This window comes from Acinetobacter sp. AG1, assembly GCF_001005525.1.
Lineage (GTDB): Bacteria > Pseudomonadota > Gammaproteobacteria > Pseudomonadales > Moraxellaceae > Acinetobacter > Acinetobacter modestus.
Map to the genome: position 1 here is coordinate 111,800 of NZ_LBMZ01000123.1, position 14,708 is coordinate 126,507.

Here is a 14,708-nt window from a genome sequence, read left to right on the forward strand (position 1 = left end):
GAAAAGCCTCTAATTTAGAGGCTTTTTTTAATTTCATTATTTGATTGCAGTGCTTGCTTTCTTTTTTTCCAAGCATTCACTACGCTCCAACGCCAAAGTAAATGTGTAATTAAATAAAAACTAATCGCAAATAAAATTGCTTCAATGACAAGCCCTGACACGAGAATCTTCGCAAGGCTGAAATCGATATGGCCATGACCAAAATTCTTAAGCCAATTGATAATTTGGTGTAAAACCCCTAAAAGCATATCGCTATTGATCATGTGCACATGATAAATTTTAGTTCCAAACCAAAAACCTAAATACAGAATTGGAACGACAGTGAGCGGATTGGTTAACCAAGCCATACATAGGCCAATAGGCAAGTTCACTTCAAACCATAACACAGTCAAAATAATGAATAGGCTATGAAAAGGGACAGGTAATATTCCCCAAAATGTTCCAATAAACATGGCTTTCGCAATAGAACGACGGTTCACATACCAAAGTAGAGGATTTAAGGTACGTTCACCAAAAATTCTCATAAATTTTAGACTAGCAACTTTCTCTGATGAAGGCAGCCACTTGTTAAAAAACTTCTTAGGCATAAGCGATGGAACACATTTAAAGAGAAAAGTGAACGAATGTATATAAAATAACATTATTTACTTATTGAAAACTTAAAATAGCACCAAAGTTTATCTTGTTAAAAAATAAGAATACTTAGAATACGTTATATGTGTTGTATTTTAGCCTGTGTTTTTACTCATGTGACTCTTGAGTAGAGTGTACTTGTAATTAATAAAATATAGATAAAACATTTATTTAAATAGGCTCTCGTCATAAGTGCTTACAGTTAAAATTTTGCTATCATTTGGCAATTATATTAATCTGAATTTATCTTTTAGTGAGGTCATTCAATGATTTCATGGTTTTTTATTGGTTTAGTGATAACCATTTTGCTCACTCCTGGTCCAACCAATACTTTACTTGCATCCTCTGGTATTCAGGTAGGATTGCGTAAATCTCTATTGCTGATTCCTGCGGAAGCGATTGGTTATATTATTGCGATTAGTGCATGGGGAATGTTGATTGGTAAAGTCTCAGCGACATTACCTTTATTGCCAACATTTTTAAAACTATTAAGTGCAGGGTATATTATTTTCCTTGCGATTAAATTATGGCGTACAGCAAATCAAGAAGTGATTTTAAATCAACCTACAATTCGACCTAGAGAATTGTTATGTGCGACATTATTAAACCCTAAAGCTTTACTATTTGCTTCTGCAATTTTCCCAACAACAGCATGGCAAATGCAAGAAATCTATGTTGCGCATATGAGTAGCTTTGTTGCACTCATTCTTCCAATTGCACTATTTTGGATTTCAGTTGGCGCTGTGTTGGCAACCAATAAAGTAAAATGGTTATCTCAATCTAAGTTACAGCGTACAGCATCAGTTGTACTGATCAGCTTTGCCATTCCTATTAGCTATTCAGCTCTAATCAATCTCTAATTCTAATTTTCTGCTGCCTTGAACCATCTAGGTAGCAGGGTTCTGTTGTTTTCATTAATGTCGTTTTACGTTAAAGTACTCGCCAATCATTAACTTAGATTTTGGATAAAAGTCATGGCAATAAAATCTGATCGTTGGATTCGTGAAATGAGCGAAAAACACGGCATGATTGAACCTTATGCAGAGAATCAAGTCCGTTTCGATGAAAACGGAGAAAAATTGATTTCTTATGGGGTGTCTAGCTATGGCTATGACGTCCGTTGTGCGCGTGAATTTAAAGTTTTTACCAATGTTCACTCTGCAATTGTTGATCCGAAAAATTTTGATGACAGAAGTTTTATCGATATCGAATCAGATGTTTGTATTATTCCACCGAACTCATTTGCTCTCGCGCGTACGATTGAATATTTCCGTATTCCACGAAATGTCCTAACGGTATGTTTAGGTAAATCGACTTATGCCCGTTGCGGTATTATCGTGAATGTAACGCCGCTAGAGCCTGAGTGGGAAGGTCATGTTACGCTTGAGTTTTCAAATACAACGAATCTCCCAGCACGTATTTATGCGGGTGAAGGTGTTGCACAAATGTTGTTCTTTGAAAGTGATGAAGTTTGTGAAACATCTTATAAAGACCGTGGCGGTAAATACCAAGGTCAAACAGGTGTAACTTTACCGAAAACATGATTTTTAAATTACATTTTGCAACAATCATAAAGTTTTTTGGTTGTTGCAATACAAACATTATATTTAAAGAATAAAAATATAATATTCAGATATATATTTAAAAGAAATTATTTAAAAACAATAATTCATTCATCGGAAAATAAAACGTTTACCTAATATATTTTGCATTTGTGTAAATTATCGGCATAATGAAGAATGAATATATATGGGTAAAATTTACCTGCGTTTGAGTGATGTTTGGATACAATTTCTCTTTTAGGGAATCACTCAAAAGGAAGTTAGAAAAATAACGATGGTGCGGAGCATCGCGTAATGGGAAGGTCAAGATGACTACACTTCATACGGTATCATTTCAAAAAACTGTTTTGGCGACTTTGATTGGTTTATGTCTAAATCAGTCAGTTTTTGCATTGCAAGAATTATCAGACGATGGTTTAAGTGAAACCACTGGTGAAGGCATCGCTTTACTACCCCAAGATACTTATATGATTTTCCGTGGCGCAGGTCCTAATGAGGCTACTCCATTAGCTGGGGTGGATGGGATTGCTGGTAATACGGATGATCGATTAAATGATACAGGTTATATTCGTTACATTCCTGTTGGCCCTTTAACATCAGAAGCTAGTGCAGCTGGTGCTGGTAAAGCAGATTTATTTTTATATGGTTTAGCAGTTTCCAAATCTGATAACAATACGAATACCCGTATAGCAAGTACTGCTGCTAATGCAAGTATTAAGAGTTGGGGAACAGCAAGTAATCCTTGGTTGTTAAAGGCAAGTACTGCATACAATGTACCTGATTTTTATGTCAATGGTACAAAAGGTGGTACATCTAAAAGTTCAGTTACTTACCTTTCTATGGAAGCTCCACTTTATAATCAAAGTCTTGCTGGGCTTACATCAGATACAGGGTTAGATGCTTATAAACTTAAATTGGGTTTATGGGCTGATGCTTTCGTGAGAGATCCAAGTAAAATAGAAGGTGACGCAAATCAATTTTGCTTAAATGGTTGTACTCGTAATACAAGTGCTGTAAACACGGCGCAAATACCACGTGAAAATCGGTTACGTTTGCAGGCAATTTGGAATAATTTCAGTGTAAATGGAAGTAATTTACAGTTGTTTCAAACTTTAGGAGGCGTTGGACTTTCTGGTGATACTGGTATCAATAATGGTATGAGTAAATTTTATAATAATACTCTTGGAGCTTCTGGTATTTTGCGTTTTAACAGTGGTGACGCTGCAAATGTTAAAGCAACTTACAGTGCTGGTGTATCAACAAGAACTTATAACACAGACAGAAATGCTACAGCAGCATCAACAGGATGGTCAAATACAGAGGTTTGGAATACCTATGCTAATACAAGTATTTTAGGTGGCGATAATGGCTCTGCTGGTGGATGTAATGCTGGTGGTGTTCAATTCGGTTCTGTTGCTTGTCAATTCCGTTATAGAGATCGTGCTGTAAAAGATAGTGTTTCTGGTGCATCTTGGACTGCACCTGATCCAAATGGTAGTAATGTTTTAAGATTGAGTACCAGGGAAACGTCGAATACAGGTTTGGTTTCGACACCTGCTTTGAGTGGTGGGAATGCACCTACATTTGCAGCAGATGATGGAATATTTATTTATAATCCAAATATTAATTTAGTATTAGGCTCACTCTATCAACCAGTTGTTTTAGGTTCCGATGGTAAAAACTTTAGTTTAGAAATAGCTCGGATTCCAAATAAACAGGAAATTTACACAAAAATTTATACTCGGTATGCTGGTGATACAGGTGATGCTGGGGTCACGTATTATGGTTCTACCTGTAACGTTTACCAATGTGGTAGTTCGACTGTTGCTGGCTACCAAGGTGGATCTGCCTTAAATGATTATTCATCTACAGCTTTAGCAGGTAAAAAGCTTGCGACGCATAGTAGTATTAGTTTTGGTACTGTGAAAAGTAATGATGGTGGGCAAACTCTAGTTGCTGATAGTAGTGTTGAAGCATTAGGGATATTTTTTGGCACACCACAAAATAGAACGAATATTTCAGGGACGCAAATTTTTAGGGAAGCTCAATATCAACAACGGCAGCAACGTGTTGATACTAGTTATATTGTGACTGATCGTTATAGATTGACGGTTTCTAATGGTGCAGGTGGGTTATTTGGTGGTGGGGGTACTGCGACTAGAGAAGATCCATATGGTCGACCTTCTATTTCTTGTAATTATACTGGAGGTCTTTTCGGACAAGGTTGTTCGAATTCAGTTGATCGTTGGTACAATACTTCTGGTAATCATGTTGATTGGGTTTATTTAACTAATGTTGATGCAAGTGGTAACAAGATCTTTGGCAATGACGATGGTACTTATGCTCGTTATTGTACGAATACCACAACAGATTGTTTAACTTGGTACAATGGAGCAGCATTAGGTGCTAGTGGTACAGGGAATGGTTATCCTGCAGCTGTTACCAATGTAAATCAAATCATTGGCGGTAGCATGGCTAACCCTGGAAGTGGTCAGCGTGGTGCGGATGATTGTTGGCCTGGCGAGTCAGGTGGCGCATGTAATGGTAGTTCAGGTAGCACAACAGTTGGTGGGTTATATGGATTGTCACGTTTAAGCGCGGTAAATAATGGCGGGACCTCTAATACGCCTACTCCAACTCATGTGAATAATACCAATTGGACATATGGGACACGTGCAAATGCACCTTGGTTTAGAGTTGCTGGTGGACAGGAAGCTGTTGCATATGGCTCAGGTTTGGGATCTTCTACTGCAATCACTTCAGATATTGTGCCAACAGCAATAACAGGTGGGGTGAATCCATCAGCACTAAATAATTTTGGTTCGGCTGTAATTGACGGTTTATTAATACAGCATATGAAAATAACCACCAAGGGATTATAAGTAAGAAAGGAATCACTATGTTTAGATTTAGTATTTTAGGCTTTAGTATCGTCAGTATTTTACTTAGTCAAGGTATATATGCATCAACAATGGTTGACTTAACTGATGATGAATTATCAAAAGTACAAGGACAGGCTTTAATGAGCCTATCTTATATCTCTCCTGTTGATACAAAAAATTTAGAATCAACTCGCACAGGAAGTACTAAAGATATCGGTTTCTATAAATTAGGAATGGAAGCAGAAATTGAATTAAACGCAAATATTAAAAAACTACAGTTAGGCTGTGGTGGTGTAAATGGTATTGGTGACTGTGATATTGATATTGATAATTTAAGTTTAAGTGGTTTAAAGGTTGATAGTAATGGTAAACCTCTTGCAATGACTAATGAGGAAAGAGCTGCTTCTTCGGCAAAACTAACGAATCCATTTATCGAATTTGCAGTTAAAAATCCTGAGTCTGCTTCTATGCGCCAAGTTGTTGGATTCCGTTTAAGTGCAGAAAAAGCGCTAGGATTATTAACAGCTGGAACAGAAAATACTGGAGTTGCAAATGGTATTAATACCATTTCTGGCTATATGAAAGTACAGTCTGATAGTTCGGGTATCATAAAAGGGTACGCAACGACAGCAGCAACGAGAGATAATCTTTATGGTACCTATTTAAATCCAAATGATTTGGTGATTACAGGTGCCCTAAAAGCATTAGGTTTAAATGGAGCTGATTTTAAAACCTCTGCTGGTGGTTTTAATATTCCTCAGATTAATAATAACTATTTTGAAATTCCAGCAATTTTGGTTAATGAAACTAGAGCGAAATCAAAAATTTTATCAGCTCCTGTAAAAGTTCCTAATATCTATGTTGGTGGGCCTAATAATGCAAGTTATCCTGTCAACGGTACTGTGCAATATAATGCAAGCGGTCCTCATGATCCGGCATACCAAGAGCCTACAGGTATTTATACACAAGGTGGTCGAGTTGAAGCAACAGTAACAAAATGCTATGGGATTTCTTGCCTTATCGCGCAAGAGGGAGATGTATTCCAAAATGTTTATATGAACGGACAGATTTCAAATATTACTGCAAATTTAAATTTAAATCAGTCTTTAGGTTTAATTCATAATTTACCGATTAACTCGCCATTTTCTTTATCTTTACAACAACAAGCGTTGCAGTGGCCAGGAGCAAAAACAGATGATGTGGCACAGAAAGGATGGTGGATGTCATTTGCTGATCCTGTAAATATTGGCTATGTAATACCGCAAGATCCTATTGATATTTCTCCACTTTTCCCTCAGATTGCAAGTGCTGTTTCTTACTATTTACGCCGTGGTGGTGGTAATGAGGCAAATACAAGTGATCTTGGCGGATTGTTAACTGGTGGAGATTTATCAGTGAATATCGGGAATATCGATTTAAAAAATAGTGCGTTAAACTTAAATATTAGTAACCTTAAATTAACAAATCAAAATTTTGCACCTAACTGTTGGGGAGGCTTGCAGTCTTGTTAATAGCTATTTTCGGGAAGAAAATGGTGGGTTAGTAATCAATAGCTAGTTCTGATGCTACAAGTAAAGGATATTATAATGAAGAAAATGATGATTTTGCTCCTATTCAGCACAAGTATAGTACATGCTGAATTAAAAACTTTGGATAGCCAAGCTTTGAGAGATGTTGAGGGGCAAGCTGGAGCAGATTTGTCATTGAAATTTTCATTAAATCATACCAGTACTTATCAATTTGATGATGGTGTTGGTGGAGTTTGCGATAAGACAGCGAATAGTAATACTGGTTTAGGTTATTGCCATTTAGGACTTTCGGTAAATAAGCGATTTGTCAGTAGTAGAGTTCAAGGAGCTAATACTTTTTGGGATGTACCAGAAAGTGATCCAACTTTAGCAAACCCAGCAAGAAAATTATGGTTAGTGTTCAAGGGAATCCAAGGAACTGTTGATATTCAAAAACTCGGTTTAGATGGCGTTGATTTAGTATATAAGAATGACGGTGGAATTGATCAGATTAAACCTTCTATGCAACTTAGTCTTGATGCTAGTATGCCTATTTTAATTAGAAATTTTGGTTTTAATGCACTTGCGATTGAACAAGATGATTTTACAAGTTATATCGATTCAAATGGCAAAGTGGTTGAAGGTTCTGCTAGTACCCCACCAACTAGTGGATATGGATATTTAAAAGCAACAACCTACAATGCAACGAATGCTCCAACATCGTTATATGATCAAGGTAAGGAAACTGGGTTTGTTGGTATGAGAATGAACGGTAATCTTGCTATACAAGGTAAGATCATGATGTTTGGTTGTGATAGCAGTCATCCACGTTGCTAGAGCTAGAGATTATCAAGGATTGAAGTGATGAAAAAAAATAACCAAAATCACAATACAGCATGGTTTGCATTAAATACTTTAGCAACAAGTATGCTATTAATAAATTCTGCGCATGCGTTACAAAGCTTAGATGATAGTGCATTGCGTAATGTTAATGGTCAAGATGGAGTTCATATTTCAACCTCTTATGATGAAATTAATGTTGATAAGCTTTACTGGCAAGATAATGCTGGAATAGGAACTTCGAGTAGAACAAATAGTAATTTACAAGCGACAGCTGAAAATTTTAAGATTCAGTCAACCAATGCTAATGTTTCAAACTTACCTATTTCAAATCGGACTCCAGGAACAGATTATAAAATAAATATAGGGAGTGGTAGCGGTAGTGATGCTGGTAGAACTGGACTAGATTTAGCTATTTCTACAAATCCCTCTTTAATTACGATTGATCAATTTAAAATATGTGACACTGAGTCTACTCAGCGTTGCAGCGCCTCAATTGGGAATATGGCAATTCAAACAAGTTCAGTTATTGATATTAATTTTAAGACTCGTGATGGACTCTTTAGTAAGGATAAGCAAGCAACTTTAGATTTAGGATTGAAAAATGCGAATATCTATTTAGGGCAAAAAGATGTTAATAATGAACTGAATCAACTCATACTTAAGAACTTTAATTTTAACTTTTTAGGTAAAGGAGTTATGTTTGTAGATGCCGTTGGTGGCTTTAAATTACAAACTAATGCCGATGGTGTTGGTAAAGCAACAATTGCATATAATTCTAATGGCACAATAAATTTAGCATCAAGTACTCAACCAGATGCAACACATGGATATGTTGATTTTAGAAGAACTACAGATTCTGCATCTAGTAATTTAAGAAATACTGGCAGTTATGGTAATGGTGTAGTCGGTGCTGGTGGTGATACAACAAACTCAGGTTTAAATTTAGAATTTTTACTGAATAAAGGTGTAAGCCAAACTTCACCTTATGTTCTTGATGGGACTAATAGTCCAAGTAATGCCAAGGGATTAATACGTGTTGGCGCAAGTGGTCGAATGGTAAATGGTTATTTACAGTTGAGAGGCCTGAATACAACAAATAAGAATAATCCAGATTATACTGGAGTAAATTATGGTAAATCAGATCAAAGTAATATTGTTGGTAGAACTAACAACTTAAGCACTGATTTATCATTAGCAGCAAATAATCCTATTACTACAACAACTGGAAATAATATTATGGGGAGTACAGGTATTGCTTTCCGTATGGCTGCTGAATTTACTAAAGATAATGATCCAATGTTGGGAAGTGATGGTAAGGCAACTACGCTAGAAATTGGTAATGCAGGTCTAAATACTTATGGTTTTGAATTTGGAAATTTAACCGGATTAGTAGCGACTGATCGTGGTTCATTTGATAGTGGCAATGTATATGTGAATCTAGCTGATACTCGAACAGTTTTATTACCTGCAAATAAACTTTTCCAAACCAGTCGATTTGGTAATGGTAATTTTTTAACTAGTAATAATGATTATGTTCAATATATCTATACAGATACTCCAAATGGTATCGCTGCAAATCAAAATCCTTATAGTTTACTAGTAGCGGTTCGAGGTGCTGAATTCCAAGCTATATCTCGTCGAGGTCGTTTTACCAATAGTGCTCGAACAAATGATGCAACTGGCGCAGCAGTTCCAAATATTGCAGAGCATAATGGTACTAATGAATGGGGACTAGCATTACCTTTTTATAATTTAAATGCCAACATGGCGATTTTTGGTACCAATGTTGATGCATCTACTGCTTATGCATATACGTCTGATTATAAAGGCTATAATAAATCACCTACGAATAAAGTTGTTGTTGGCGCAGGTTTAACACCACGTCTAGGTTTTTCACTGGCCATGAGTACTGAGGGTGTAAGTTCTGATGGAAGTAAAACAACATCAATTTTAGTAATTGATGGTAAGAAAATAGGTGCTAATAATCAACCTGTTGATTATTATATGGGGTTGCGTAATATTGATTTACTACTCAAAGGCACTGGTAATATTGGTGTTGAAAAGGGTAGCTTAAACGTTAGTTTAAAAGATTTACTTATTGTGGCTGCAGCGCAAGTTGCTGCTGGATATCTACCTGGGACAACTTACCAAACTTGTGTATTGTCTACATCAAATGCCGGATGTAGTAGCTCTGTTCCAGCTAATAATAAAGTAGCATTAAATAATTTTGCTACATCAAATGATGTGCTATTTGGTATTAAGTTACGCGCTGGCGGTAGCATGGATTTTTCACTTATACCAAATAGTGAGTATAAGTCTGATGGAACTGGGAGTAGTTTAAATATTGTCGGTGATTTTACTTTAGACCCAAAACAAGGTAATACAATTCAAATTAGTGATCCTCTTGATGGCTCTACACTCGGTTTAGATAATTTAACGGGTAAAATGGCATTTAATAATGCAATTGTAATTGCCCCAAAAGCGAACCAGAATGGTGCTGAAGGCATGGTTAGTTTTAATTCGTCTTTTACATTGAACCCAGATCGTACTACTGATGGTGTTTTTCGTGCGAGAGATATAAATCTATATCCACCTAATACTGGTTCTGGCGCTCGTTTAGGTGAATTAGCAATCACTGGCGGTAGATTAACTAGCCAATTTGGTATTATGCCACGTAATTAAAGTGCATCATCTATTTGGTCTGAAATAGATTGAATAGATGATAAGCTATGTTAATCTATTGGATGTATTTTAAACATTTGTCTACGGATCAGGGCAATGAAAAAAAATAAAAAGCTAGGATGTCTATCGTTACTGCTATTAAGTCCATACTCTATAGCGATGCAACCTATGGATGACCAGAGTCTTGCTACAATGACAGGGCAAGATGGCCTGACTATTCAAGCACAAGCAAATGTTGAGTTTAAGCAGTTATCTATGATAGATAATGATGGTTTATCATACGGTAGTGGTTCTTCATTGTATACATCGCCTGATTATACTAAAAGGGCTGGTTTAGTGATTGGAGGGCAAACTTCTTCTAGCCCTGTTCGAGTTGTAGGCCTAAATGGTTCTAGTGAAACTATTCTTGGATTCAATGCTGTAATTGACTCAGATGTTGGAACTGTTTTAAATAAAGGCGCTTTCACAAATATTGCTTTATCTTTTAACAGTAATATCACAGGAATTCGTATTTCTCCTTTTTCTGTATATGCTGCTAGTGAAAGTACTCTCTCTGATATCATTAGTAATTCATACACTAAAAATACAATCTATGATAGTTCTACATTAAAACCTAAAGCAGGTTTAGTAAAAGAAATTGTAAGAGTTGGTGGTGCAAGTGGGATAGATATCGTTTTTGCCGCTAATAAACCAACAGTAAATATCCAATTAGGTGCAGCACCACAAGGACATATGATTATGTTTGGAGGTGCAATAAATTCAATTTGTGGTTCAGGTAGTGGTTGTAATATAGTTGCTGTTTCTGACTATGATGGAAGCAATAATCCATATGGTATTGGTTTTGATTTTCAATTTACGGGTTATAATAATTCACCTTTCGGGCTGACTGGTTTTTATGCGGGTATTGAGGGTAAAAATGGCACAGATTCTGGTGGGTTAGTTTTTGGGAATTCAGGAGTTTCAGACAAATTTAACTTGAGTTTAAATAACGTAATTTTAGGGCAGTCTGGAAGTCCGTCTACGACATATCCATCAAGCACTTTTAATGGATTGCCAAATGCTTCAATTGGAAGTATAGGTGCTGTAGGCGCATCAGTTACTAACTTAAAGATGAAAGTTAGTGGGATGTAATAAGATTGTGACAGTATATTAGTCATTTTATTAAAGCGACCTCAGTCGCTTTTTTTATTAATATACTGTTATTAAAAAAAGATCAGCTCTGCTCCAAGTAGTTAATAATCTCATCTAGTTGTTTCTCTTTTTTTACTTTAGCCCAAAGCTCTTGAGCTTCAGGATAGGCTTTGGTCATCATACCTAACCATTGCTTATAACGTCCGATCATTCCAATTTCAGTTTTGTACTGGCCACTTAAAAAACGTTGCTGGAGTTGCACTAAATCTGGCCAAGAAAGGATGGGATTATCATTATTTTCACGGATACATAAGGTCAAATCAGGTGTAGTAACAGCCCCGCGACCAATCATAATATCATGGCAATCTGACTGCGCTATACAAGCTTTGGCATCAGTATTATTCCAAATCTCACCGTTCGCAATCACATTGATGTCTAAAGCTTCGACGATTGGCTGAATTTTTTCCCAATAGGCAGGTGGGGTATAGCCATCTGCTTTAGTACGTGCATGTACGGTAAGCCAATTTGCGCCAGCATCTTCTATCGCATGTGCATTATCTAAAGTGTGGTTTTCATCTAGATAGCCCAGACGCATTTTAGCTGAAACGGGTATATGTGCAGGTACAGCATCACGAACTGCTTTAACTAAGAGGTGTACGGTTTCAGGTTCATCCAATAGAACAGAACCGCCACGATGACGATTAACAGTTTTAGCGGGGCAGCCAAAGTTAAGATCAATTGCTGGAGCACCGAGTTCAACAACTTTCGCTGCATTTGCTGCTAACATTTCTGGATTATTGCCAAGAAATTGAACATGAACTGGTGTACCAGCCGCAGTTTTACCTGAGTTTTTGAGTTCGGGACAAAAACTATAATAAATATGATCTGGAAGAATACTATCGGTAATACGAATAAACTCGGTTACGCACCAATCAAAACTGCCAACATGAGTGAGCACATCACGCATGATCGGATCAGTTAGACCTTCCATTGGGGCGAGTACAAGTTTCACGATTATTATTACCTAATTAAAAGAATACAGCGTTATACGCATTTTCAGATAGGCTGTCTAGTTTATTATGAAGCTACAAATTAACGTCCCAAAATCATTTCTAAAACAAACTTACTACCGATAAAACCAATTGCAAGTAAGATAAAACCTGTAATGGTAAAGCGAATCGCTTTACGTCCGCGCCAACCAAATTTGTAATGCCCAATTAAAAGCGCACCATATAAAAACCATGAAATAATACTAAAAGCGGTTTTATGAGCAAGATGTTGAGCAAAGAAGTTATCAATTGTAAAAAAGCCAAAGAGAAGTGCAGCAGTGAGTAACCCAAAACCTGTGATAATTAAATCAAAGAGTACCGATTCCATCACTTGGAATGGTGGAAGTAAGTTAACCCAAATTCGTCTTTTTTGTTTCTTCTTAAGTTCTCTATCTTGAAACCAAAGCAATACGGAATGAATAGTTGCCATCAGTAAAACAGCATAAGCTGATAAAGAGAGGATGATATGAAGATCTAAACCTAAGCTATGTTGTTCAATGACTTGGTTTGGTTGACTAAAAGCATATCCTAAAATTAAACCAATTGCGGCAACAGGAGTACCAATTAAATTTAATGGTAAGATTGGTCGAATTAAACTTAAAATTAAACTAAGTGCTAGCATCAGACCCGAAGTGAATGACATCAGGTTAAATACATCATAATTCACGCCAATTGGTGTCATCATATCTTGATAGAGCACAGTACTATGCAGTAGTAGCCCTAGACCAATCATAATCGAATAACACCAAAGATTTGGAGTACGTTTTGACATCAAACGTATAAACAAATACCAAAAAGAACTGGTATAGGCTACAAGTGCCAAAATTGTGTAAACCAAGGGGAGACTGATCATGTCAAACCTTTTTCAGGGGGTTGAATAATATTCACTATATAAGATGTAAATTCGCTTCGAACTACAGTATCCTATAGCATCTTACGCATAAATTTTCTATTTTAAGAAAGATTTTTTTGCAACTAGCCATTTTAAGCGGATTTCGCAATGTTTGATACCTTAACAGAACGACTCACACAGAGTTTAAGAAATGTTACTGGCTCAGGGCAGCTGACCGAAGACAATATTAAAGATACCTTACGTGAAGTACGTATGGCACTTCTTGAAGCCGATGTGGCATTACCTGTAACTCGTGAATTTATCGCGAAGGTTAAGGAAGAAGCTCTCGGTCAAGAAGTCATGACTCAGCTTTCTCCAGGTCAGGCATTTGTAAAAATTGTCTATGATGAACTCACCAAAATGATGGGTGAGGCAAATGAGACTCTAGATTTAAGCGCAAAGCCACCTGTCGTGGTTTTACTTGCAGGTTTGCAAGGTGCGGGTAAAACAACAACTGCCGCAAAATTAGCGCGTTTTCTGAAAGAGCGTCAAAAGAAAAAAGTAATGACTGTTTCTGCTGACGTCTATCGTCCAGCCGCAATCAAGCAGTTAGAAACAGTATCGAATGAAGTTGGCGTGGGTTTCATTCCATCAGAAGCATCTGAAAAGCCAATTGATATTGTTAATCGTGCGATTGAACAAGCTAAAATCCAGTTTGCTGATGTTTTAATTGTCGATACCGCAGGACGTCTGCATGTCGATGAAGACATGATGGATGAGATTAAAGAATTACACGCTGCAGTTAAGCCAACAGAGACTCTGTTTGTTGTCGATGCGATGACAGGTCAGGATGCTGCTAATACAGCAAAAGCGTTTAACGATGCTCTGGCTTTGACAGGTGTTATCCTCACTAAAACGGATGGTGATGCACGTGGTGGTGCTGCACTTTCTGTTCGTGCGATTACAGGTAAACCGATCAAGTTCTTGGGTATCGGTGAAAAACTAGATGCACTTGAGCCATTCCATCCAGATCGTGTTGCACAACGTATCTTAGGTATGGGTGACGTACTTTCTTTAGTCGAAGAAGTTGAACGCAAAATCGATAAAGAAAAAGCCGAAAAAATGGCGAAGAAATTGCAGAAAGGCGGAACCTTCAACTTTGAAGATATGCTGATGCAATTTGAGCAAATGAGCAAGATGGGCGGTATGATGGGCTTCTTGGATAAGTTGCCTGGCATGAGTAACTCTGGTATTCAAGATGCGATTGCACAAGCGAATCCTGAAAAGCAAGTGAAAAAAATGGAAGCGATTATTCAATCGATGACCATTAAAGAACGCCGTAACCCAGATTTGATGAATCCAAGCCGTAAAAAACGTATTGCTGCGGGTTGTGGTATGGACGTTGCTGAAGTGAATAAATTAATTAAGCAACAAGCTCAAATGGCGAAAATGATGAAGAAATTTGCGAATCCGTCAGGAATGAGCAAAATGTTGAAGTCACTAGGTAATATGCAAAAACAATTTGGTGGCGGTAACATGGGACCTTTATTTGGTAGTAATGAACCAAAAAAATAACCTAAAGCTAT

General features: G+C 37.0%; 11 protein-coding genes. 8 read left to right on the forward strand and 3 right to left on the reverse strand.

Going from position 1 to position 14,708, the window contains the following annotated elements; translation table 11 throughout:
• Window positions 1-14: 14 nt before the first annotated feature.
• The gene (locus AAV96_RS16355; RefSeq protein ID WP_004663687.1) at window positions 15-587 is read right to left on the reverse strand and encodes a DUF2062 domain-containing protein; all 573 of its coding nucleotides are present in this window, start codon (window positions 585-587) and stop codon (window positions 15-17) included.
• Between the two features lie 312 nt (window positions 588-899).
• On the opposite strand from AAV96_RS16355, the gene AAV96_RS16360 reads away from it, so the two are divergent.
• The 7 genes from AAV96_RS16360 to AAV96_RS16390 all read left to right on the forward strand — a co-directional run bounded on the left by AAV96_RS16360 (window position 900) and on the right by AAV96_RS16390 (window position 11,241).
• Complete coding sequence (locus AAV96_RS16360) at window positions 900-1,493, forward strand: LysE family translocator (protein ID WP_046740075.1); 594 nt, start codon at window positions 900-902, stop codon at window positions 1,491-1,493.
• Between the two features lie 114 nt (window positions 1,494-1,607).
• Window positions 1,608-2,177 (forward strand): dCTP deaminase, encoded by a 570-nt coding sequence (gene dcd / locus AAV96_RS16365; RefSeq protein ID WP_004663684.1) that lies wholly within the window; start codon window positions 1,608-1,610, stop codon window positions 2,175-2,177.
• Window positions 2,178-2,503: 326 nt separating this feature from the next.
• Window positions 2,504-5,077, forward strand: coding sequence for a hypothetical protein (locus tag AAV96_RS16370; RefSeq protein WP_046740076.1), 2,574 nt, complete (start codon window positions 2,504-2,506; stop codon window positions 5,075-5,077).
• A 17-nt stretch (window positions 5,078-5,094) separates the two neighbouring features.
• Window positions 5,095-6,588, forward strand: coding sequence for a hypothetical protein (locus AAV96_RS16375; protein ID WP_046740077.1), 1,494 nt, complete (start codon window positions 5,095-5,097; stop codon window positions 6,586-6,588).
• Between the two features lie 75 nt (window positions 6,589-6,663).
• Complete coding sequence (locus AAV96_RS16380; RefSeq protein ID WP_046740078.1) at window positions 6,664-7,422, forward strand: hypothetical protein; 759 nt, start codon at window positions 6,664-6,666, stop codon at window positions 7,420-7,422.
• A gap of 27 nt (window positions 7,423-7,449) precedes the next feature.
• Window positions 7,450-10,110: a DUF6160 family protein gene (locus AAV96_RS16385; protein ID WP_046740079.1), complete on the forward strand. Its 2,661-nt coding sequence runs from the start codon at window positions 7,450-7,452 to the stop codon at window positions 10,108-10,110.
• Between the two features lie 96 nt (window positions 10,111-10,206).
• Window positions 10,207-11,241, forward strand: a complete 1,035-nt coding sequence (locus tag AAV96_RS16390) for a DUF6160 family protein (RefSeq protein ID WP_046740080.1) — start codon at window positions 10,207-10,209, stop codon at window positions 11,239-11,241.
• A gap of 82 nt (window positions 11,242-11,323) precedes the next feature.
• On the opposite strand, the gene AAV96_RS16395 is transcribed toward AAV96_RS16390, so the two are convergent.
• Window positions 11,324-12,253 carry a tRNA-dihydrouridine synthase gene (locus AAV96_RS16395; RefSeq protein WP_046740081.1) on the reverse strand — a complete coding sequence of 310 codons (930 nt, stop codon included), beginning with the start codon at window positions 12,251-12,253 and terminating at the stop codon, window positions 11,324-11,326.
• 80 nt (window positions 12,254-12,333) lie between these two features.
• Window positions 12,334-13,143: an inner membrane protein YpjD gene (locus tag AAV96_RS16400; RefSeq protein WP_046740082.1), complete on the reverse strand. Its 810-nt coding sequence runs from the start codon at window positions 13,141-13,143 to the stop codon at window positions 12,334-12,336.
• 147 nt (window positions 13,144-13,290) lie between these two features.
• On the opposite strand from AAV96_RS16400, the gene ffh reads away from it, so the two are divergent.
• Complete coding sequence (ffh, locus tag AAV96_RS16405) at window positions 13,291-14,697, forward strand: signal recognition particle protein (RefSeq protein WP_004663664.1); 1,407 nt, start codon at window positions 13,291-13,293, stop codon at window positions 14,695-14,697.
• The last annotated feature ends 11 nt before the right edge of the window (window positions 14,698-14,708 follow it).

Bases quoted from the DNA above. Each gene is read 5' to 3' on its own strand.
- AAV96_RS16355 (WP_004663687.1), bottom strand. From the start codon at position 587: ATGCCTAAGAAGTTTTTTAACAAGTGGCTGCCTTCATCAGAGAAAGTT.
- AAV96_RS16390 (WP_046740080.1), top strand. From the start codon at position 10,207: ATGAAAAAAAATAAAAAGCTAGGATGTCTATCGTTACTGCTATTAAGT.
- AAV96_RS16380 (WP_046740078.1), top strand. From the start codon at position 6,664: ATGAAGAAAATGATGATTTTGCTCCTATTCAGCACAAGTATAGTACAT.
- AAV96_RS16400 (WP_046740082.1), bottom strand. From the start codon at position 13,143: ATGATCAGTCTCCCCTTGGTTTACACAATTTTGGCACTTGTAGCCTAT.
- AAV96_RS16385 (WP_046740079.1), top strand. From the start codon at position 7,450: ATGAAAAAAAATAACCAAAATCACAATACAGCATGGTTTGCATTAAAT.
- AAV96_RS16360 (WP_046740075.1), top strand. From the start codon at position 900: ATGATTTCATGGTTTTTTATTGGTTTAGTGATAACCATTTTGCTCACT.
- ffh (WP_004663664.1), top strand. From the start codon at position 13,291: ATGTTTGATACCTTAACAGAACGACTCACACAGAGTTTAAGAAATGTT.
- dcd (WP_004663684.1), top strand. From the start codon at position 1,608: ATGGCAATAAAATCTGATCGTTGGATTCGTGAAATGAGCGAAAAACAC.
- AAV96_RS16370 (WP_046740076.1), top strand. From the start codon at position 2,504: ATGACTACACTTCATACGGTATCATTTCAAAAAACTGTTTTGGCGACT.
- AAV96_RS16375 (WP_046740077.1), top strand. From the start codon at position 5,095: ATGTTTAGATTTAGTATTTTAGGCTTTAGTATCGTCAGTATTTTACTT.